The following is a 20,304-nucleotide window of genomic DNA, read 5'->3' on the forward strand; positions in this document are numbered from 1 at the left end:
TGAAATACAATCATTAGTTGAGGATAATCGTCTGTATGGAAGGTAAAGAATATAGTGCGGCTATCGTTTAAATTCTTCGATGCATAGTCGCACTATTAACGCTTCTATTGCCCGAAGCTTTAAATATTTTGGAGGTATATCATGCTCGGCCCCGATAACGCATTTTGGGATAGTGATGAGTGGGTTAGCTGGGATGAAATAAACCAGCAAATCCAGTACAAGGAATGGAGGGCGAGGTATCCCAAAGCAAATCTCGCCTTAATACCGATTTTTGAACAGCTTTTAACCACTGCGGAAGATTATTACCGGGAAACAGGTCTGCACCTGCAGGTCTACGGGGATATTGGTGAATTATACGGTGCAATAACATACGGTATCAAGCTTCATAAAAATTATGCTCAAGGATCCGATGGACGACTGGGGAATGACTTCATCGAAGTGAAAACAATTTCGCCATTTAAGACTCGTGACGAAGTGCTAGTCGATCTGAAGGGGCACTTCAACGAGCTGCTAGTTGTGAATATCAATGAAGATTTTAAAATCTGCCATCGACTAGTTGATCGTAAACTGCTTCCAAAAACTAATGAGAAACGACTGCGGATCAAATGGAGTGATCTGGAATTTTAAGTCGTCTTTGTCCGTACAGCGGCGACTAGCGCATACAAAGACTGGAGATAGTCGGCGTTCGGTTTAATGACGGGTAGTTTTACGTCATCAACTCGATACGTAACTGATAGCAGTTATTGGTGGCGGAGCGGGCATGGACATAGGCGACGCCCTTTGTCGCGAGGATGTTTCGCGCGGCGGCCTCGATTTCTTCCGGCGCGACGAACTGGCCGGTGCCGTAAACGATACGGTCATTGTCTCCGTAACCGCGTAAAAGAAGCCCAGCGCGGGACTTGATCATTTCGGGAAGCTCATGGTGTCTGACATAGGCCTCGCATTCCATCGCATGGAGGAAAATCGGCCCCTGCTCCGCGTAGGGTTGTTCAGACGCGAAAGGCCGGTAGGACAGCACTAGGAATTCATCACCCGCCGCAATATTGGAAAGGCAATGGCGGCAGGGATTGCCGTCTCCGTCGGATATATGATGTTCCGGCGCGTGGCCATAGGCGTCCAACCCACCATTTTGAAGAGCGCGCACCTCGTCCGTCGGCAGGGGAATGTAGGAAAGTTTCGTCATAATTCTGTATCTCCATTGTTCGGTTCGGAGGTGACATTAGGGCCTTGCGTTCTAGGAAAATATCCGAATGCCGAGATGGAATTTTGGTCTCGACTCTGTCTTTCTCAGAGAAATCACTGTCGCTATCGGGATATTTATGCGGATAGCGAACATTCTCAGCGCAGATATCCGGCAAATTGTCGCAGTGCAAAAATTCCCGTTGACATCCCTCTCGAAATTTTGTCTATGAGCGGCGGGCCACATCCCCCCACCGGGATGCTCTAGACTGGAAGGTTTAGTTTATTATGACAGTAGAAATGCGTCCGGAGAGACGCCCTAATTCTCCTATGTTTTCATCCGGCCCCTGCGCGAAGCGCCCCGGATGGTCCCTCCAAAATCTTGAAGATGCGTGTCTCGGCAGGTCCCACCGCTCCGGCGTTGGCAAGGCCAAGCTGAAAGCCGTGATCGATCAGCAACGCGCGCTTCTGGGTATTCCTGATGACTACAAGGTCGGTATCGTGCCGGGCTCTGACACCGGCGCCGTTGAGATGGCACTCTGGTCAATGCTGGGCGCACGTCCCGTCACCATGCTGGCGTGGGAAAGCTTCGGCTCCGGCTGGGCGACCGATGTGGTCAAGCAGCTCAAACTGGAAAATGCCGAGGTTGTCACCGCCGAATATGGTGAGATCCCGGACCTTGCCGCGACTGACTGGTCCCGCGACACGGTCTTCACCTGGAACGGCACAACCTCTGGCGTCCGTGTCCCGAACGGTGACTGGATCTCGGACGACCGTGAAGGTCTTGCCATTTGCGATGCGACCTCTGCTGTTTTCGCCATGGAACTGCCATGGGAAAAACTCGACGTTGTCACCTGGTCCTGGCAGAAAGTGCTAGGCGGGGAGGCGGCTCATGGCATGCTGGTCCTGAGCCCGCGCGCTGTTGAGCGGCTGGAAAGCTACACCCCCGCATGGCCCCTCCCGAAGGTCTTCCGCATGACCAAGGGCGGCAAGCTCATTGACGGTATCTTTAAGGGGGAAACGATCAATACTCCCTCCATGCTGGCAGTCGAGGATGCGCTGGACGCGCTTAACTGGGCGAAAAGCATTGGCGGCGGCAAGGGCATGATCGCCCGCACGGATGCCAATGCGAAGGTGATATCCGACTGGGTCGCGAAAACCGACTGGGTCGATTACCTCGCGGCCGATCCGGCTATTCGTTCCACCACTTCGGTTTGTCTCAAGATCACCGATGACTGGTTCACGTCCTTGTCCAAGGAGGATCAACCAAAGGCGGCGAAGGAACTCGTTAATCTGCTCGCAGCGGAAGGCGCGGCGCTGGATATCGGGCACTATCGTGACGCACCGGCGGGTCTTCGGATCTGGGCGGGCGCGACGGTGGAAACGGCCGATCTTGAAGCCCTGATGCCCTGGCTCGACTGGGGCTACGCGACACTTAAAAACACATTCCAGAAATAATCCTTAAGAAGGATCGAAAAAATGGTCAAAGTCCTTATCTCTGACAAGATGAGCCCGCGCGCTGCTGAAATTTTTCGGGAGCGTGGCGTAGAAGTAGACGAACTAACCGGCATGACGCCGGAGGAACTGAAAGCCTGCATTGGCGAATATGACGGTCTCGCTGTCCGCTCCGCTACCAAGGCAACCGCCGAGATTATTGCGGCGGCAAGTAACCTGAAAGTCATCGGCCGCGCCGGTATCGGTGTGGACAATGTTGATATCCCGGCGGCAACAGCGGCGGGTATCTGTGTGATGAATACGCCCTTCGGCAATGCCATCACCACCGCCGAGCACGCCATCGCGATGATGTTCTCGCTCTCTCGCCATATCCCCGCGGCGAATGCCTCCACCCAGGCCGGCAAATGGGAGAAATCGAAATTCATGGGTGTCGAGCTGTATGGCAAGACCTTGGGCGTCATCGGCTGCGGCAATATCGGTTCGATCGTGGCCGACCGCGCCGTTGGCCTTAAGATGAAGGTGGTCGCCTATGATCCGTTCCTGTCTCCGGAACGGGCATTGGAGCTTGGTGTTGAGAAGCTGGAATTGGACGATCTGTTCGCCCGCGCCGATTATATCTCGCTTCACACGCCGATCACCGACAGCACCCGTAATATCATCAATGCCAAGAATATTGCCAAGATGAAGCCTGGCGTGCGGCTGATTAACTGCGCACGTGGTGGCTTGGTTGTCGAGGAAGACTTGAAAGCAGCACTCGAATCCGGACAGGTTGCCGGCGCTGCGCTTGACGTTTACGCCGTTGAACCTGCTAAGGAAAATATCCTATTCGGCATGGATAATGTGGTGACAACGCCGCATTTGGGCGCCTCTACCGATGAAGCGCAAGTCAATGTCGCCATTCAGGTAGCGGAACAAATGTCCGATTATCTGTTGGTCGGGTCGGTGACCAACGCCCTCAACATGCCGTCCGTCACGGCGGAGGAAGCCCCGAAACTGAAACCCTATATGGAGCTGGCGACCCAACTTGGCGGGTTTGCCGGTCAGGTCACGGAAAGCGGAATCAAGTCAGTTCGCATCGACTATGAAGGGGCGGCGGCGGGCCTCAACACCAAGCCACTTACCTCGATCATCATCCAGAGCCTGTTGAGCCCCCTGATGGACAGCATCAATATGGTGAATGCTCCGGTGGTGGCAAAGGAACGCGGAATCGACGTGACCGAAAGCTATAATGATCGGGAAGAAGACTACCAGACTCTGATCCGTCTCACGATTACGACCGAGCATCAGACCCGCGATATCGCAGGCACCCTGTTCGGCGACGACCGTCCGCGCGTGGTCAGCATCAAGGGCATTAATATGGAGGCAGAGATCGGCCCCCACATGCTCTATGTCACCAACAAGGACAAACCCGGCTTTATCGGAGCGCTTGGTTCTGTTCTCGGTGATGCCGGTGTTAATATCGCAACTTTCAATCTAGGTCGCCACAAAGCGGCTGGCGAAGCGATCGCCTTGATTGAGATAGATTCGGAATTGTCGCAGGAAACGTTAGATACGGTCCGAAAGTTGCCTCATGTGGAGCAGGTCAAGCCGCTTAATTTCTAGGCCATTTTGGACGAAATTTCGCACCTTTGGGTGTTCTCGGAAAAGCGGCGGTTAAAAACTGCCGCTTTTTTGCTGTTCCTGTTGGCGACAGCGGGGAAATATGCTTTATAGGCCCACGTAATGAATGACTATTCTGAAAAAGGCCTGCTGCCCGCCGGTTTGGCAGATATGCTCCCGCCCGCCGCCGTACGCGAAGCGCGGATTAACCGTACCCTGATGGATGTTTTCGCAGGGAACGGCTACCTGCAAGTCAAGCCCCCCCTGATCGAGTTTGAGGAACATCTGCTGGAGGGATCCGGCGCGGCTCTCGCGTCCAAAATGTTCCGTGTTATGGACCCGGTGTCGCATCGGATGATGGGCATTCGCACCGATATCACTCTACAGATCGCCCGGGTGGCAACCACCCGCATGAAGCAGGACCCGCGCCCGTTGCGGCTTTCCTATGCGGGGCAGGTTTTACGGGTATATGGCTCACAACTCCGGCCGGAGCGACAATTTGCACAAGCTGGCGTGGAGCTGATCGGTCCGTCAGAAACTTCTGCCGATGCGGAGTTGATTCTGCTCGCGGCGGAGGCTCTTGGTGCGCTTGAGGTTGAGAATTTCTCAATTGATCTGACACTGCCCACGCTTGTGCCAACGCTTTGTGGTGAATTGGGCGTTGATGAAGAGACAGCCGCTTCCGCGCGTGAAGCTCTCGATCACAAGGACGCAGCGGCGCTTGATGACTATGACGCGACGCTGAGCCAAATTCTTACCGCGCTTTTGAAGGCAGCAGGACCGGCAAACAGCGCATTGGAGGCGCTCGAAAAAATTGACCTTCCCGAAGCGGCGGCAGGACAAGTCGCAGCGCTCAAAAAGGTTGTCGCTCAGCTTCAGCAGGCCGCACCGGATCTCAAATTGACGATTGATCCCGGTGAATACCGCGGGTTTGAATATCAAACCGGTCTCAGCTTTACGGTCTTTGGTCGCGGTGTGCGCGGGGAACTTGGCCGGGGCGGGCGTTACCGTCTGATGGACGGGGAGTCGGCGTCCGGCTTTACCCTCTTTCTCGATAGTTTGATGCGTGCGGTCCCTCGAAGGCCCGCGGATGATCGGCTATATCTCCCCTTTGGAACCGGTCTTGATCAAGGGTATGCCTTGCGTCAGGATGGCTGGAAAACGGTCGCAGGACTCGCGCCGGAAGACAATATCGAGGCTGAGGCACGGCGCCTCAATTGCGGCCAGTTTCTCGGGCCGGATGGAATTACAAAACTCTCCTGATCAAAATTTTATATTCAAGGACTGAGGATAATGGCGAACGTAGCGGTGGTTGGCTCCCAATGGGGTGACGAGGGCAAAGGCAAGATTGTTGACTGGCTGTCCGAGCGTGCAGATGTCGTTGTGCGCTTTCAGGGTGGGCATAACGCCGGCCATACGCTCGTTGTGGATGGCAAGGTCTACAAGCTCAGCCTGCTTCCGTCCGGCATTGTCCGTGGCGGCAAGATTTCGGTAATTGGCAACGGCGTTGTCGTCGACCCCTGGGCGCTGATGAAAGAGATTGATACCGTGCGGGGGCAAGGTGTCACCGTCGATCACAACACACTTAAAATTGCAGAAAACGCGACGCTTATCCTACCGCTTCATGGGGAGCTTGATGCCCTGCGGGAGGATGCGGCGTCGGCAGTGAAGATCGGCACAACACGGCGCGGCATCGGACCGGCCTATGAGGACAAAATAGCCCGCCGTGCGATTCGCGTGTGCGATCTTACGGATGCGGACCTTCTGAAGCGGAAAATCGCGACCTTGCTCGATCATCACAACGCGCTTCGGAAAGGACTGGGCGCGCCATTGGTGGATGGGGATAAGTTACTCGCGCAACTCGTTGAAATCGCTCCAAAAGTTCTCGAGTTTTCGGATATTGTCTGGCGCCGCCTGGACGAGGCGAAAAAGGCCCGCAAGCGGGTCCTGTTCGAAGGCGCGCAAGGGGCGATGCTGGATAACGATCATGGAACCTATCCGTTCGTAACCTCCTCCAATACGCTCGCTGGACAAGCAGCGGTTGGCAGCGGTGTTGGACCGAGTTCGGTCAATTATGTTCTCGGCATTACCAAAGCCTACACGACCCGTGTTGGCGAAGGGCCGTTCCCGACGGAACTGTTCGACGACGTCGGCAAGGGACTTGGCGAACGCGGGCATGAGTTTGGTGTTGTGACGGGGCGCAAGCGCCGCTGCGGCTGGTTCGACGCAGTGATGGTGCGTCAGGCCGTCAAGACCGGTGGTCTCACCGGCATCGCGTTGACCAAGGTTGACGTGCTGGATGGCATGGATGAACTTAAAATTTGCGTTGGTTATGAACTAAATGGCAAGCAGATCGACTATTTCCCCTCCAACATGGCAGATCAGGCGGCGGTAAAACCCATTTACGAGACCATGGAAGGCTGGAGCGAGAGCACTTATGGCGCGCGTAGCTGGGCCGACCTTCCGGCAGCGGCAGTCAAATATATCCGCCATGTAGAGGAGCTGATCGAGGCACCGGTCGCGCTCCTTTCCACAAGCCCGGAACGCGAAGACACCATCCTCGTCCGGGATCCGTTCGAAGACTAGGCGCAGGCAGACCATATGGGCAAGCAGTCAGATCGCATGGCGTCGCTTGCCTTTGGAGGCCTGCTGTCGCTCGCTGTCTGTATCGGGATCAGTCGGTTTGTATTTACACCGATCCTGCCCTTTATGGAGATGGGGTTGGGGATCAGCAAGCCGGACGCAGGTCTGATTGCCTCGGCTAATTATCTCGGTTATTTACTGGGCGCCTTGTTCGGTAGCCGACAAAACCTGCCGGGTAGTCCGCGACGCTGGTTCCTTGCTTCAATGGTAACTTGCACGATAACCACTCTGGCAATGGGCATAACGACAAGTTTTGAGGTTTTCCTCGGCCTTCGCCTGATTGCCGGTGTGGCGTCGGCGTTGGCCATGGTATTTGGCTCGACCCTCATTCTCAATCGTCTCGCCGCGCGTAAGCGATCTGGTCTTGCGGCGCTCCATTTCGCGGGGGTGGGCACGGGAATTGTACTGTCATCGGTATTGGTTATCGGAATTGAGGTCATGGATGCCGGCTGGCGGAGCATGTGGATCGCCTCCGGCGCGCTTTCCTTTGCTCTTGTCCCGCTGATTTTTTATCTTGTTCCGCCGGTGACCGACGCAACTATTGTCGCGGTGAAGGGGGAACGCCTTCATTACAGCCGGTCACTCAAAGCCTTGATTTTCTCTTATTCTCTGCTTGGATTCGGCTATATTATTACCGCGACTTTCCTCTCGACCCTTGTCCGTCAAATACCTGAAGTGCAGTGGATGCAGTCCTATATCTGGCTAATTGTTGGGCTTTCCGCGATACCTTCCGTTGCCTTCTGGAACTGGATTGCGGCCTATGTCGGCAACAGGCGGAGTTATACCTTCGCCGGTTTCGCAATGGCGGCTGGTGTTGTCGCCAGCGTGTTAGGTGAGGGCCCAGTCATACTCACCTTGGCCGCTATTCTTCTTGGCGGGACATTTATGGGGATGACTGCCCTGGGGCTTGTCGAAGCACGGAATATGGTGCCCGATCACGCACGCCAGATCCTCGCTGTTATGACGCTTGCTGTTGGGATAGGACAGATTGCCGGGCCAATATTTGCTGGCTTTTTGCATGGTATTTTCGGGGACTTCGTTGCCGCGTCGTTGGTCGCCGCAGGCGGGATTGTTATCGGCAGCCTTCTCGTGTGGCGAAAGCCAGCGAAACCGGCTTCCAGACAATAACAAATTTAACGGCATTTTAACGCCGAATTGCGACAATCCGAGACAATATTCTAATAGCTGGATTGAAGCCGAGCGCAAATGACTGTTGCCGAGAAAATAGAAATGCCGACGAAGTCGCCGACTGGCGATGCTGGCCCTCTGCTTGGGGGACGGTTCAGGATCGATGTTTCCCGGCGTCTCGTCGATATGGAAAACGGCGATAACATGGTTGTTCAGGCGACAGATGTTCAGAATCCGTCTGCAGAGTACTTTGCCGTAATTTCAAATCCTTACAGCAGTTTCCGTCTGGCTATGGCGCAGATAATGAGCGAGATCCATATCCCCGGTATGGTCGATCTTATGGCGCATGGAAAGGTGCAGTTTTCAGAAATAGAAGCCTGTTATGTTTCCGTGTTCGAAATGCCGCGGGGGGGACGCTTGTATCGTGAAGGGGATGCTCCGCTTCCTGAAATTCTAGTGCTGGACTTGGTCGTGTCGACCGTGGCGACCTGCCTGTTGAATTTGCAAAAAAACGGCATGACCCATCGCGGCATTCGCGCAGATAATCTTTTTGTCGCTGACAATAGTCAGAGCGAATTTCTGCTGGGGGAGGCGATAACAATGGCACCGGGATCGGCCCAACCAGCCGTTTATGAACCGCTGGAATGTGTAATGGCGCATCCCATGGGACGGGGTGACGGTAGTCCATCGGATGATATTTATGCGACCGGTGTCCTGATTTTACACTTGGTTGGCGGCAAGCTCCCAGCGGCGGATTTGAGCCCGGATGAGATTTACACGAAGAAGCTGGAGCTGGGTAGTTTCGCAGCCCTCACCGAAGGCATGAGCTTGTCAACGCGGGTGAGTGATGTACTTGCCGGAACTTTACATGATGATCCAAAGCGCCGCTGGGATGCGGAGACGTTGCTCCATTGGCGGGAGGCGATTGGCGACACGCCCAGGCGCGGACGCGGTGATCGTCATGCTTTTGGTAAGATATTGTTTCAATCGGAAGAATACAGCGCCCCGAGAGTTCTCGCCCATGCCATGACGCGAAAATCGAAGGCCGCGCTGGAGCTTATCGAGAATGGTAAATTGGCGAAATGGGTCAAGAGCGCGCTTCGCGATGAGGATGCTGCGACCAAGATCGAGCAAATCCAGGCTTCCGCCAACTCATCACGCGGCGATAAACGGTTTGATACCGCCGCCGTGGCACAGGCTGTTCGCTTGTTGGATCCGGACGGTATCTTCTGGTATCGCAACGTAGCTTTTGGCCGAGGGGCCCTCGGTCCTCTTTTGTTATGGGCGTTCCAGAATGATGACGCCGAGATGAAGAAAGACCTGATGGAACTGCTGGAGACTGCCCTGTTGCAAACAGTGTCTGTGGAGGAAACGCGCAGCAGCAAGGGGAGGCAGTTGGAATGGGTGCCCGAGAGCGCCCTGACAAGGTGTTATGACTATATGAGGCGAAAGCGGGATGTCGGCTACGGGCTTGAACGATGCCTGTATGAGCTGAACCCGAAAACCCCATGCCTTAGTCCGCTTGTTCTGGGATCACATGTAAGAAATGTGCCTGAATTTATTGAAATTGCAGAGAAAAAGCTGGCCGCATCCAATGGCCAAGGCAACCCGTTTGACAGGCACTCTGCTGCTTTTATCACCTCAAAGGCGAAGGGACTTGATAAGTATCTTCGGATGCTCGCAGCGAGCGCGCCAGGTACGTCGGCCAATGCGCTGGCGCAGATTAAACTCTTTGCCAAGTTGCAGGCCGCCGCCCATCCGGGGCCGCTTCCGGGGTTTTGCCGCTGGATGGAGGAAACGCAGAAGCCGGTCCTTGCAAAAATCCGTTCCCGCTTGCGCCGGGAAGTGGTCAGCCAAAAATTCCAAGAGGCGAAGAAGAGTGGCAATCTGGCAGCTATTCTGAAAGAAACAGATATCGAGCGGCAACTGGCTGAGGATACACATGAGTATGAAATTGCGCTTGCAACTTCCGCAGAATCAGAGCGGATCGCGGCCTATCTGGAAGGCGCGAGCGAACAACGCAGGCAAGATGCCGCACATTATGGAATATGGATCACATCGGTTCTGGCGATTACGACCCTTGTGACCAGCATGACCATCTCCGCCCTTTATTTTCTGGGATAACTGAATGGCTAAGAAAGCAGAAAAAGCGGCAAAATCCGCGAATGGAACCGAAAGCAGTACCGGTCAGAATATTGCGCTTTTCTGGGTGTTGGTTTTGTCGGGTCTTGGTATAGTTTTTGTACCGCCAACTATGCTGGTTCTGATCGCCGGTATGATTCCGAGCTTTGTCGCACTACTTCTGAATACAGATAGGTCCGGCAGTCTTGCGGCGATGTTGGCCTTTAATCTCGCCGGAATTATTCCTGTGATCGGAATTTTATGGGAGAGGGGCCATACGTTTCATGAGGCTTTTAAAATTCTCTCTGATGTTTATATGTGGCTTGCCATGCTGGGCGGTGCCGGTGTTGCCGTGTTCCTGGCCTGGGCTGTGCCGGTAATCGTTTTCTCAACCTATGAGTTGCAAGCGCGCGCCAATCTCGCCCGACTGCAGAAACAACGGAACAAGCTCATCGAGGAATGGGGCGGACAATTTGTTGCCGATATGAAAGAAATTTCGCAACGCCAGCGATAGTATGCGGCCTCAATTCTTTCGGATAAGGGCTGGAAATGATGTCCTGCATTGGGCATAGTGCTGTCATCACAAACATTAAAATAAGGAAGAATAAGAATGACAGGGCATGTCTACTGGATGTTTGATCTCGCGATCAAGGACGGCGAATACGAAAAATTTGAAGCGTTGATGAAAGAAATGGTGGAGGCGACCGAGGCCAATGAGCCGGGTGCCCTCAACTATGAATGGTCGGTCAGCGAAGATAAGAAGACTTGCCATATTCTTGAACGCTATGTGGATTCCGCTGCGACGATGGTTCATATGGGAAATTTCGGTAAGAATTTCGGCCGTCGCTTTATGGAAGTGCTGAAACCTAACTCCATAACGCTTTATGGTGATCCGTCTGAAGAGGTGGTGAAGGCTTTCAGCGCAATGGGTCCGGTCATCATGAATTCGGTTGGTGGCTTCTCACGCTAGGCCAGAGGTATTTGGAAGGGTGCTCAATTGCGTCTAAGCTGTTGCTGCTGAGCGTTCTCCCAGAGTTATGACCCGTAGTGTACGACCGGTGAAGCTGCCGGAACAGGCACCGACCACAGCGCCAAAGATAATCGCATAAGCCATTGTCTCAACAAAATGCGGTGCGATCGCGCCGAGCACGCCATTTATAAAGTTCGAAAAGAATATCAGCATCAGGATCACAATTGTTATGCGATCTCCACGAAGTGTCATGTTCCAACCGGATTTTTCCAGAATCAATCCATCCTGCCACCGAAAGGCAACAATGACACCGATCAGGTAGCTGAAGGCAAAGACCAGCCAACCAGTCGAAACCTGACCATTTCCGAGTTTTGCATTTACTGCGATCAGGCCAAGCAGCGGATAGAAAAAATAAGGGATAACGGAGCTGTTGCGCGTTCTCATGGCCTTCAGGCCAACAAATACTAGAAAGAAGAAAAGGGGCCAGACCCAAATCGGTGTATTTTGAATGATTCCAAACGCAAACTCTTTCATGAAAGGCACCTAATTCTATGATAGTGACCCAAGTCTGAAACTGCCGTTGGATTGAAGATGGCCCGACGTCAGAGACACCTAATTTTCAATCTTCAAGTAAGGGGACTGCCGGTAAGGGCAGACCCCTATATTTATCCGCGTGAACAGCGAGTTAGTTCAGCCGTTCTTCCATGACTTTCGACTTCATAGCCCGTTGAAGCTTCTCAAACGCCCGGACTTCAATCTGCCGAACACGTTCGCGGCTGATGTTATATTCCTGGCTTAGATCCTCCAAGGTTTTCGGTTCCTCACTCAGGCGGCGTTCAGTCAGAATATGACGTTCCCGTTCATTGAGAACCTCCATCGCCTTTGCGAGCATCGCGCGGCGGCTTTTCAGCTCCTCACTCTCGGCATAGACGGTTTCCTGGTTCGGTGTCTCATCTTCGAGCCAGTCCATCCATTCGCCTTCGCTCTCGGCACGCATCGGGGCGTTGAGGCTATGATCCGGCGCCGTCAGGCGGCGGTTCATGTTGATCACTTCATCCTCGGTGACACCCAGCTTCGTGGAGATGGTTTTTACCTGCTCCGATGTCATGTCTCCTTCGTCAATGGCCTCAATCTGGCCTTTGATTTTGCGAAGATTGAAGAACAGTTTTTTCTGCGCCGCCGTTGTTCCCATTTTCACGAGGGACCATGTCCGCAGGATATATTCCTGAATGGCCGCGCGAATCCACCACATGGCATAAGTGGAGAGGCGGAAACCTTTTTCGGGTTCGAATCTCTTGACCGCCTGCATCATTCCGACATTGCCTTCCGAGATCAGCTCGGCAATCGGCAGGCCATAACCGCGATAGCCCATAGCGATCTTCGCGACCAGCCGTAGATGGCTCGTCACCATTTTATGGGCGGCTTCGGTGTCTTCATGGTCTTTCCACGCTTTGGCCAGCATATATTCTTCGCTTGGCTCAAGCATCGGGAATTTGCGGATTTCCTGCAAATACCGCGATAGACCGCCTTCCGGCGTTAATACGGGTAAAGTAGATGTGCTCATATCAGGACCCTCTCTATTCGTGGCACCCGGGTTTTGTCGTATTATACGCCCAAAAGCCGGGCCCGGATTACATTCCTGTCTACTCAAGAACCGTGGCATTTCTATGATTTTGGGATTTATCCCCTGAATGCCTTGGTCAGTTCCCTTAAGTCAGATGGGAAATCTACCTCGAATTTCAAGCGTTTGTCTGTGACGGGATGCACAAAACCGAGGGTTTCGGCATGAAGTGCCTGACGATTGAAGGAAAGGATAGTTTTTTGCCTGTCTTCAGGAAGGGCGCTGACACGGCTGCGCCTGGGCCGCGTATAGAGCGGATCACCGACCAGCGGATGGCCGATATGGCCCATATGCACCCGGATCTGGTGCGTGCGCCCCGTTTCAAGTTCACAAGAGACAAGCGCAGCGATATCGGAGAAATTTTCCACGAGTTTATAGCGGGTGAGAGCGCTTTTGCCACCCTTGGTTATCATCGCCATGCGCTTGCGGTTATGTGGATCGCGGCCAATATTCCCTTCAATCTCGCCCGCAGGGGGGTAAACCCGGCCCCAGACAATGGCTTTGTAACGCCGCTCGATATCATGGGCCGCGAAAAGGGTGGCAAGCCCCTGATGCGCGGCGTCGCTTTTGGCGACCACCATCAGCCCGCTGGTATCCTTATCAATCCGGTGCACAATGCCGGGGCGCTTCACCCCGCCAATCCCGGAAAGGCTATCCCGGCAATGATGGAGAAGCGCGTTCACCAGCGTGCCGGACCAATTCCCCGCCGCCGGATGTACCACCATGCCTGCGGGCTTGTTGATGACAATCAGATGCTCATCTTCAAAAATAATATCGAGAGGGATGTCTTCTGGCTCCGGCTCGCTCTCAACAGCTTCCGGCACGGTAATTTCGTATATATCGCCCGCACGGGCCTTGTGAGATGGATTTAGCACGGGCGCGCCGTTCAGCAGAACCAACCCTTCCTTGATCAGTGGCTTGATCCGGTTGCGAGATAGTTCCACAAGCGTTGTGGCCAACAGCCGGTCGAGCCGGGTGCCGTCATCACCGCTTGAAACTTCAACTTGATGTGGACCCTCATTGGATGGCATACAAATGAACCAGAACCGTTTGTTAAAAGAGGGCGATCATATGTCGGAAGAGCCATCCGAAAATTCCGGACCCAATTTCACCTTGCTGAAATGGATTGTTGGAGTCCTCGGTGTGCTGATCATCCTGTTCGCCACTGTGATAGCGGTTACCATATATAAGCGCATGACGGCAATGGAAACAAAGCCCGCGCCGGAAATGCCGGATACGATGTTGTCCAAGACCAGCGGAACATCGCCGCTCGCGGAGTTTGGGGATATTCGCCTGCCTATCCCCGATGACATGGATTTGATTAGCCTGACTCCCTCTAACGATCGGCTGTTTGTCACCGTCGGTACAGAGGGAGCCGCGCGGTTGATCCTTGTTATCAGTCTCGATGACGGGAGCGTTCTTGGTAGCTTTAATCTTGAACGAGATGGTATTCAGTAGAGAGCGATTATTTCATCCGGCAAAAATGGGCGGAAGAAAGAGCAGGGGGCAGATGGTGAAGAACGGAACGCTCGTTAATTTTGCTAGTGATAATTCGGCGCCCGTCGCCCCGACAATACTTGCAGCGATCCAGAAAGCCAACGCGGGCCCGATGCCGAGTTACGGCAATGACCCGCTCACCCGCGGTGTTGAAGAAAAGCTTAAACAAATTTTCGAATGCGATCTCCGGGCGTTTCCCGTAGCAACGGGAACGGCTGCCAATGTGCTCGGCCTCAGCGTGATGACACCGCCCTATGGCGCGATCTACTGCCACAAGCTTGCTCATATAGAGCATGATGAATGCGGTGCGCCGGAATTTTATACCCATGGCGCGAAGCTCGTTAAGCTTGACGGGGCGGACGGAAAACTGCTGCCGGCGGAGTTGGAGGGCTTGCTTAAAAATTCGGGTGCCGGCAATGTCCATCATGTGCAGCCTTCCGTCATAGATATTACTCAGGCAACTGAAAGCGGCACTGCCTACCAGCCGCAGGAAATTGCTGAAATTGGATTGGTTGCGAAGAAATATGATCTTGGTCTGCATATGGATGGTGCGCGCTTCGCCAATGCGCTCTGCCATCTTGGCTGCGCGCCGGCCGATATCACCTGGCGCGCCGGGGTGGATGTCCTGTCGTTCGGGGCGACAAAAAACGGTGCAATGGGGGCCGAGGCTGTGATTTTCTTCAATCTCGAGAAGGCGCGCGAATTTGAGTTCCGCCGCAAGCGCGGGGCGCATCTTTTCTCGAAAATGCGCTATCTATCGGCGCAGCTCGATGCCTATCTCACGGATGACCTGTGGCTTGATCTAGCGGGCCATGCCAACCGCATGGCGCGCGCCACCGCTGAGGGTATTTCCGCGATTCCCGGTGCTGAGATCCTCTACCCGGTGGAAGCCAACATGATTTTCGCACGGCTACCGGAAGTTTCTCTTGAATGCCTCGCGGTCTCCGACATTCTCTACTACCGAAATGGAGACGAGTCTGCAGGTGAAGTTCGGCTGGTAACGTCCTGGAATACAAGTGAGCAGGACGTCAATCATTTGCTCAAGGTAATTGCCTGAAGGTGACGGGTGCGGAATTTTTCTCCACATGGTTTGATTTCGGGGACCTCACCCGTTATTCAAGGCGGAGTATAATTTAAAGCGACGAATGAGAAAGGCTTAACGTGCAGAATTTCTGGGATTTTTGGGAAATCGTCAAAGAAGTCTGGCACGAGGGATACGCGGGCGTTGATTTCAGCTCGCTGATTATAGCCCTCGGGATCATACTGTCGGCGTTGTTGGTGCGCGGCATTTTCACCAAATTCGTCGTCAACCGTCTGATCAAGTTCGCCGAGAAATCCGATAGCAAGATCGATGATCACCTGATTACCGCCTTAAAGGGGCCGATTCGCTTTGTTCCCGTGGTGATCGGTGTGTATCTCGCCCTCGAGATTCCCGATTTTGACGAAGATCCGGACTTTTCCGCCATGACCGGAAGAATTGTCCGGTCTCTCATTGTTTTTAATCTCTTTTGGGCACTCTATTGCGCCATCAGCCCCCTGACTTTCCTGCTTGGTAAGTTGGAGGAGTTGTTCTCGGCGGAGATGGTCGAGTTTCTCGTCAAGATCATGAAGGGGCTGGTATTTGGCCTTGGCGCGGCAACTGTGTTGCAACTCTGGGGGATACAGGTTGGCCCGATCATTGCCGGTTTCGGCATTGTCGGCGTCGCCGTCGCCCTCGGTGCGCAGGATCTGTTCAAGAATCTGATCAGCGGATTCCTTATCCTCGCGGAGAAGCGATTCAAAGCGAGCGACTGGGTGCTTGTCGACGGGGTTGTTGAGGGGACAGTGGAGAAAATTGGCTTTCGCTCTACGGTGATCCGACGCTTTGACAAGGCAATCACCATTGTGCCGAATGCGGTATTTGCGGACAAGGCGGTCACTAACTTCTCGGAAATGACGCATCGCCGTATTTACTGGAAAATTGGTCTGGAATATTCGACAACCGTGGCGCAGCTTCAGGAGGTCACGGAAAATATCGAGAACTACCTCATTGGAAACAAGGACTTCGCTCAGCCGGGAGAGGCATTGATGTTCGTGGTGACGGACAGCTTCAATGCCAGCAGCATCGATATCATGATCTATTGTTTTACCAAGACAACTAAATGGGGCGAATGGCTTGATATCAAGCAGGATTTTGCCTATGCGATCAAAGGTATCGTCGAGCAGGCGGGCACTGGATTTGCCTTTCCGTCCATGTCTGTTTATCGCGGTATTGGCGCGACGGAACCGGACCCGTTTGTTCCACCCAGCGGATATAAGGACGGGCATGCACTGACCAACGGAGATACGGGATACGGGAACGCGAGTTAGTTAAGAATTCGCCGACTTGACGATGATATATTCGAACAGACCGTCAGTTTCACTCGTATTTTCAAGCAGGTAACCACTGACATCGCAAAAATGGCGAAAATCGATGGTTGACGCCGGATCGGTCGCATGCACTTTCAACCGCTCCCCCTCCTTCAGTGCCTTCATCGCCTTTTTTGCTTTCAGGACAGGCAGCGGGCAGTTTAGACCGGTGGTATCGAGAAAATGCGGAATTTCTGCCATTTTTTTTCATTTCTGCAGTGTAGGACGCTGATATTCGCCGCAAAAATAGCGGTCCAGCGCATCGCGCGCAACAGATGATTTTAACCGCTCAAATCAGGGATGCTCGGCCATCGAATTAACTTTTTCTACACTCTATTCTGACAAAATCCACCGATAGGGTTCGCCCTATGGATATCAAGAATCTATTGGGTGCTGTTAAAGAAAAGGTGAAGATGCGAAACGAGATTGGGCATCGCTCGGGTATTAACCCCGACTACTTTAACCAGGGCAGGACGACGGATGACCAAAAACCGGGTTCCGCCGCCGGAGAGGTGAAGCATTATGAAATTGGTGAAGCCACCAGTTTTTTGCGGCCATTCGGCAAGACCTATCAGGAAGCTCTCGAAAATCTTATCACCGGCAGTATCCAGATTATCGGCCTTGATGAGGTGAAGGCCCAATATGCCGAGCAATGGGGCAGCATCAAGAAAAATGTGATGGAGATTGCGGACGCCTTTATCAGTCGCAAGCTGGATCGTCATGACATCTTTGTCCCCCTCGATGATGGACATTTCGCGCTTTTGTTCGCAGATGCCACGCGCGAAGAGGCGCTGGAACGCTCCAAAACCATAGCGCAGGATCTAGTCAACAAATTGTTCGGTGAACTGCCGGGCGGGGAATTGATCTCCGTCGAGGCGGCGATGCTGAAAATCGAGGATTTTGAGGGTCTGGATAAAATCCAATCTCTCGATGGACTGGTTAAATGTTTCCGTGCTGCCATCGTCGCGGCGAAGGAGCGGGAAGCGCGTGTTTTTCAAGAACATGAAACCGAGTTCAATGTCCGTTTCCGGCCACTGATCAATCGGCGCAAAGGTTTTGTGGGCATGTATGAAGCGGTCAACATGACGAATGTCGAAGATGAGCAGGTGAATGTGACGGCGAATGATCTATTGTTTAGCGAGTCGCCGCGGTTGAGTGCTGAAATGGATTGTGTGGTCCTGCGAGAGACGGGAACAATTTTTAAAAAGCTCGGCGAGGCCGGGAACAAACCTGTGATTTTCCTCCCCGTTCATTTCGAGACGTTGGCGAATAGCTACTTTCGGAGCAAATACGCTCGCATTCTCGCGTCCTTGCCGGACTATACTGAATGGCACCTGGTCCTGAATGTGCAGGACATCGCGGCGGGTGTGCCGAACAGTCGTTATCGCCAGATATTTACGTCGCTCCGTCAATTGGTGCTGGGGTTTACATTCGAAGTTGGACCAAGCTGGAACGAATTTGAGGCCATTCGCGACCTTCCCATTCTCGCCGTTACGCTCGCGGGGCATGAGAGTTTGCAGCTATCGGAAATCGAAGGATTATTTCGCCGCGCAAAGCAGAACAAGAAAAAATGCATTTGGCGGTCGGTAGACAACGACGCGTTGGCTCGCGCTGCCTTCAAGATGGACGTTGATTATGTGAGTGGTCCGATTTTCGGTGCGTTGCAGACGGTGCCAGCAAAGCCATTTTCCTTGCCAAAATGAGCAGTTAGTCCCGTTTCAGCACAGCCGCCATCTCAATATGCGGTGAGAATAGAAACTGATCCACGGGCAGCACGGCTCCCAACTTGTACCCACCATCCATCAGCGTCTTGACGTCCCGCGCGAAGGTGACGGGGTTGCATGAAATCGCCACAACAGATGGAATATTGCTTTTCGCAATTTCCTCTGCCTGCGCTTTCGCGCCGGCCCTCGGCGGATCGAAAATCAGGCCGTCAAAAGCGTTGAGTTCATCCGTCAGCAACGGGCGGTGAAAAAGATCCCGCGTTTCGGATGTGACGTTAAGAATGGCGCGGTTCGCCGCGGCCTGCAGGCTGTTTGTGAGCTCTTCATCCCCCTCTACCGCGTGTACGCGAGCTGTGGCCGCAAGCGGGAAGGTGAAACTGCCGACCCCTGCAAAGAGATCGGTGATATTCCGTGCGTCACTCAGGGCATTGCGCGCAAAGTCGGCAAGTGCCGTTTCTCCTGCCTTGCTCGCTTGAAGGAAACCGCCAGGCGGAAGGGTCACGGGGACGTTGTTAAGTAGAACTTCGGCGGGCAGACGAGCGGCGATTACTTCGGGAACTTCCTTTGTGTTTTGTCGCCAAGCGATCCGGGCGATTTTTTGTTTCGCGGTAAAGGCGGCGAGAGCTTCACGGGTTTCCAGATCAAGCTCCTTTTTTGCCGTGATCATCAAATCAGGGCCATTCTCTGTAACCGTTGCAATGATTTTCGCTTCGCTGTTGCGCGGGAGCAGAGGCGGCAGCAGCGCACGCAGAGGCTTAACAAGGGCGAGCAGTGTCGCATCGATCACTGGGCAATCACCAACATCAAAAATCTGGTGGCTTCGGCGCAGATGGAAACCGATCATCACGCCTTTCTTGCGTTTGGCAGCAATAAATTCGACCCGGCGGCGGCTGGCGAGGGGGCAGGTTGTGGTTTCGAGAATCTCTGCGCCTTCTATACCGGCCATGGACAGGCAGTCGACGATGCGCTGGCGTTTCCATTGGGCCGTAAAGGACGGATTAAGATGCTGTAGTGAGCAGCCGCCGCAGGTGCCGAAATGGCGACAAATTGGGTCAGTACGCTCAGGGCCGGGACTAAGAATTTCTTCTATCGCGGCAAGGGTTCCGTTGCCTCGCTCTTCCACGATAGAGGCACGGATCCAGTCGTCCGGGGCGGTCAAAGGAATATAATAGCTTTGTCCGTCCTTTTCCGCGATGCCATCGCCGGCGGATCCGACGTGATCTATTGTAAGGTCAACTATCATGGCGGGCTCCCAGGAGAAATTCTTTATTGCCGTCACTGCCGAAAATCGGGCTGTCTGTTATCCCGAGGGACGTCCAGCCGGAAAGAGAATTGATCCAGCTTTCCATTTCAGTCGGGACCGCGGCGACAAGCGTTTCATCCCGGACAATGCCACCCTTGCCGACATTGCCCTTGCCTACCTCAAACTGTGGTTTGACGAGGGCGAGGAGATGCGCGCCGGGTGCAGCGAGGGAGAGCGCGGCGGGAAGCGCCTTCTGAAGCGAGATAAAACTTACATCTGCCACGATAAGATCGAGCGGTTCAGGAATCAGTACGTCATCGAGATCGCGGGCATTGGTCTTTTCAAGATTGATAACCCGCGCGTCTTCGGCAATTAAGGGATCGAGTTGTCCATGCCCCACATCCACCGCATAAATCCGTGCCGCGCCACGTTCCAACAGCACCTGACAAAATCCACCGGTGGAAGCGCCGATATCTGCCGCTGTTTTTCCCTTCGCGTCGACATTGAAATAATCAAGCGCGGCAAGAAGTTTCTGCGCACCGCGTCCGACCCAGTCAATTTCCGGGGTGGCAACGCTGAGGCTCATTTCTTCCGTTACTTTCCGGGTTGGTTTGGTGACAACCGTGCCATCGATGGAGACACGCCCGTCCGCAATCAGGCTCTGCGCTTTTGCGCGGCTTTTTACCAGATCACGGGCGACGAGCGCGAGATCAAGCCTTTGCGGGGGACGTGTCAT

The 20,304-nt window shown here is 53.8% G+C and carries 20 protein-coding genes; 13 read left to right on the plus strand and 7 right to left on the minus strand.

Annotated elements, in window-relative coordinates; all coding sequences use genetic code 11:
* Positions 1-141 precede the first annotated feature (141 nt).
* Positions 142-627, plus strand: a complete 486-nt coding sequence (locus tag LKE13_RS11530) for a hypothetical protein (protein WP_227951479.1) — start codon at positions 142-144, stop codon at positions 625-627.
* A 79-nt stretch (positions 628-706) separates the two neighbouring features.
* Here LKE13_RS11530 and LKE13_RS11535 read toward each other — a convergent pair whose 3' ends face one another.
* Positions 707-1,183: a DUF1203 domain-containing protein gene (locus LKE13_RS11535; protein ID WP_227951481.1), complete on the minus strand. Its 477-nt coding sequence runs from the start codon at positions 1,181-1,183 to the stop codon at positions 707-709.
* A 284-nt stretch (positions 1,184-1,467) separates the two neighbouring features.
* On the opposite strand from LKE13_RS11535, the gene LKE13_RS11540 reads away from it, so the two are divergent.
* The 8 genes from LKE13_RS11540 to LKE13_RS11575 all read left to right on the plus strand — a co-directional run bounded on the left by LKE13_RS11540 (position 1,468) and on the right by LKE13_RS11575 (position 11,095).
* Positions 1,468-2,637: a phosphoserine transaminase gene (locus LKE13_RS11540; RefSeq protein ID WP_227951490.1), complete on the plus strand. Its 1,170-nt coding sequence runs from the start codon at positions 1,468-1,470 to the stop codon at positions 2,635-2,637.
* A gap of 21 nt (positions 2,638-2,658) precedes the next feature.
* Positions 2,659-4,236 (plus strand): phosphoglycerate dehydrogenase, encoded by a 1,578-nt coding sequence (gene serA / locus LKE13_RS11545; protein WP_227951492.1) that lies wholly within the window; start codon positions 2,659-2,661, stop codon positions 4,234-4,236.
* A gap of 120 nt (positions 4,237-4,356) precedes the next feature.
* Entirely contained in the window at positions 4,357-5,496 is a 1,140-nt protein-coding gene (locus LKE13_RS11550; RefSeq protein WP_227951494.1) for an ATP phosphoribosyltransferase regulatory subunit, read from the plus strand.
* A 30-nt stretch (positions 5,497-5,526) separates the two neighbouring features.
* Positions 5,527-6,819: an adenylosuccinate synthase gene (locus LKE13_RS11555; protein WP_265334866.1), complete on the plus strand. Its 1,293-nt coding sequence runs from the start codon at positions 5,527-5,529 to the stop codon at positions 6,817-6,819.
* A gap of 15 nt (positions 6,820-6,834) precedes the next feature.
* Positions 6,835-8,004 carry a YbfB/YjiJ family MFS transporter gene (locus LKE13_RS11560; RefSeq protein WP_227951496.1) on the plus strand — a complete coding sequence of 390 codons (1,170 nt, stop codon included), beginning with the start codon at positions 6,835-6,837 and terminating at the stop codon, positions 8,002-8,004.
* Between the two features lie 78 nt (positions 8,005-8,082).
* A complete protein-coding gene (locus tag LKE13_RS11565; protein ID WP_227951498.1) occupies positions 8,083-10,128 on the plus strand; it encodes a hypothetical protein in 2,046 nt (681 codons plus the stop codon).
* Between the two features lie 4 nt (positions 10,129-10,132).
* On the plus strand, positions 10,133-10,639 hold the full coding sequence (locus LKE13_RS11570; RefSeq protein WP_227951500.1) for a hypothetical protein: 507 nt from the start codon (positions 10,133-10,135) through the stop codon (positions 10,637-10,639).
* Between the two features lie 96 nt (positions 10,640-10,735).
* Positions 10,736-11,095, plus strand: coding sequence for a putative quinol monooxygenase (locus tag LKE13_RS11575; RefSeq protein ID WP_227951503.1), 360 nt, complete (start codon positions 10,736-10,738; stop codon positions 11,093-11,095).
* A gap of 33 nt (positions 11,096-11,128) precedes the next feature.
* On the opposite strand, the gene LKE13_RS11580 is transcribed toward LKE13_RS11575, so the two are convergent.
* From LKE13_RS11580 to LKE13_RS11590, 3 genes are all read right to left on the minus strand, one after another.
* Entirely contained in the window at positions 11,129-11,629 is a 501-nt protein-coding gene (locus LKE13_RS11580; protein WP_227951505.1) for a DUF6622 family protein, read from the minus strand.
* Between the two features lie 151 nt (positions 11,630-11,780).
* Entirely contained in the window at positions 11,781-12,659 is an 879-nt protein-coding gene (gene rpoH, locus LKE13_RS11585) for an RNA polymerase sigma factor RpoH (protein ID WP_227951507.1), read from the minus strand.
* Between the two features lie 116 nt (positions 12,660-12,775).
* Complete coding sequence (locus LKE13_RS11590; protein WP_227951509.1) at positions 12,776-13,747, minus strand: RluA family pseudouridine synthase; 972 nt, start codon at positions 13,745-13,747, stop codon at positions 12,776-12,778.
* 4 nt (positions 13,748-13,751) lie between these two features.
* Between LKE13_RS11590 and LKE13_RS11595 the strand changes: the two genes are divergently transcribed.
* The 3 genes from LKE13_RS11595 (at position 13,752) to LKE13_RS18770 (ending at position 16,562) form a co-directional block, all read left to right on the plus strand.
* A complete protein-coding gene (locus LKE13_RS11595) occupies positions 13,752-14,174 on the plus strand; it encodes a hypothetical protein (protein WP_227951511.1) in 423 nt (140 codons plus the stop codon).
* Between the two features lie 52 nt (positions 14,175-14,226).
* The gene (locus LKE13_RS11600; protein WP_227951514.1) at positions 14,227-15,270 is read left to right on the plus strand and encodes a threonine aldolase family protein; all 1,044 of its coding nucleotides are present in this window, start codon (positions 14,227-14,229) and stop codon (positions 15,268-15,270) included.
* A gap of 104 nt (positions 15,271-15,374) precedes the next feature.
* Positions 15,375-16,562, plus strand: a complete 1,188-nt coding sequence (locus LKE13_RS18770) for a mechanosensitive ion channel family protein (RefSeq protein ID WP_227951516.1) — start codon at positions 15,375-15,377, stop codon at positions 16,560-16,562.
* On the opposite strand, the gene LKE13_RS11610 is transcribed toward LKE13_RS18770, so the two are convergent.
* A complete protein-coding gene (locus LKE13_RS11610) occupies positions 16,563-16,802 on the minus strand; it encodes a sulfurtransferase TusA family protein (RefSeq protein ID WP_227951517.1) in 240 nt (79 codons plus the stop codon).
* 167 nt (positions 16,803-16,969) lie between these two features.
* On the opposite strand from LKE13_RS11610, the gene LKE13_RS11615 reads away from it, so the two are divergent.
* Positions 16,970-18,304, plus strand: a complete 1,335-nt coding sequence (locus tag LKE13_RS11615) for a hypothetical protein (RefSeq protein WP_227951518.1) — start codon at positions 16,970-16,972, stop codon at positions 18,302-18,304.
* A gap of 4 nt (positions 18,305-18,308) precedes the next feature.
* Here LKE13_RS11615 and rlmD read toward each other — a convergent pair whose 3' ends face one another.
* Together rlmD and LKE13_RS11625 are read right to left on the minus strand one after the other, a co-directional pair.
* Positions 18,309-19,568, minus strand: a complete 1,260-nt coding sequence (rlmD, locus tag LKE13_RS11620) for a 23S rRNA (uracil(1939)-C(5))-methyltransferase RlmD (protein ID WP_227951519.1) — start codon at positions 19,566-19,568, stop codon at positions 18,309-18,311.
* The gene (locus tag LKE13_RS11625) at positions 19,558-20,304 is read right to left on the minus strand and encodes a TlyA family RNA methyltransferase (RefSeq protein ID WP_227951520.1); all 747 of its coding nucleotides are present in this window, start codon (positions 20,302-20,304) and stop codon (positions 19,558-19,560) included. Before LKE13_RS11625 ends, rlmD begins: the two co-directional genes overlap by 11 nt.

The sequence above is a fragment of the Sneathiella sp. HT1-7 genome, assembly GCF_020731145.1.
Taxonomy (GTDB): Bacteria; Pseudomonadota; Alphaproteobacteria; order Sneathiellales; family Sneathiellaceae; genus Sneathiella.

Bases quoted from the DNA above. Each gene is read 5' to 3' on its own strand.
- LKE13_RS11540 (WP_227951490.1), top strand. From the start codon at position 1,468: ATGACAGTAGAAATGCGTCCGGAGAGACGCCCTAATTCTCCTATGTTT.
- serA (WP_227951492.1), top strand. From the start codon at position 2,659: ATGGTCAAAGTCCTTATCTCTGACAAGATGAGCCCGCGCGCTGCTGAA.
- LKE13_RS11570 (WP_227951500.1), top strand. From the start codon at position 10,133: ATGGCTAAGAAAGCAGAAAAAGCGGCAAAATCCGCGAATGGAACCGAA.
- LKE13_RS11530 (WP_227951479.1), top strand. From the start codon at position 142: ATGCTCGGCCCCGATAACGCATTTTGGGATAGTGATGAGTGGGTTAGC.
- LKE13_RS11595 (WP_227951511.1), top strand. From the start codon at position 13,752: ATGAACCAGAACCGTTTGTTAAAAGAGGGCGATCATATGTCGGAAGAG.
- LKE13_RS11535 (WP_227951481.1), bottom strand. From the start codon at position 1,183: ATGACGAAACTTTCCTACATTCCCCTGCCGACGGACGAGGTGCGCGCT.
- rpoH (WP_227951507.1), bottom strand. From the start codon at position 12,659: ATGAGCACATCTACTTTACCCGTATTAACGCCGGAAGGCGGTCTATCG.
- LKE13_RS11615 (WP_227951518.1), top strand. From the start codon at position 16,970: ATGGATATCAAGAATCTATTGGGTGCTGTTAAAGAAAAGGTGAAGATG.
- LKE13_RS11600 (WP_227951514.1), top strand. From the start codon at position 14,227: ATGGTGAAGAACGGAACGCTCGTTAATTTTGCTAGTGATAATTCGGCG.
- LKE13_RS11590 (WP_227951509.1), bottom strand. From the start codon at position 13,747: ATGCCATCCAATGAGGGTCCACATCAAGTTGAAGTTTCAAGCGGTGAT.
- LKE13_RS11575 (WP_227951503.1), top strand. From the start codon at position 10,736: ATGACAGGGCATGTCTACTGGATGTTTGATCTCGCGATCAAGGACGGC.
- LKE13_RS11550 (WP_227951494.1), top strand. From the start codon at position 4,357: ATGAATGACTATTCTGAAAAAGGCCTGCTGCCCGCCGGTTTGGCAGAT.
- rlmD (WP_227951519.1), bottom strand. From the start codon at position 19,568: ATGATAGTTGACCTTACAATAGATCACGTCGGATCCGCCGGCGATGGC.
- LKE13_RS11560 (WP_227951496.1), top strand. From the start codon at position 6,835: ATGGGCAAGCAGTCAGATCGCATGGCGTCGCTTGCCTTTGGAGGCCTG.
- LKE13_RS11555 (WP_265334866.1), top strand. From the start codon at position 5,527: ATGGCGAACGTAGCGGTGGTTGGCTCCCAATGGGGTGACGAGGGCAAA.
- LKE13_RS11565 (WP_227951498.1), top strand. From the start codon at position 8,083: ATGACTGTTGCCGAGAAAATAGAAATGCCGACGAAGTCGCCGACTGGC.
- LKE13_RS11610 (WP_227951517.1), bottom strand. From the start codon at position 16,802: ATGGCAGAAATTCCGCATTTTCTCGATACCACCGGTCTAAACTGCCCG.
- LKE13_RS11625 (WP_227951520.1), bottom strand. From the start codon at position 20,304: ATGACACGTCCCCCGCAAAGGCTTGATCTCGCGCTCGTCGCCCGTGAT.
- LKE13_RS11580 (WP_227951505.1), bottom strand. From the start codon at position 11,629: ATGAAAGAGTTTGCGTTTGGAATCATTCAAAATACACCGATTTGGGTC.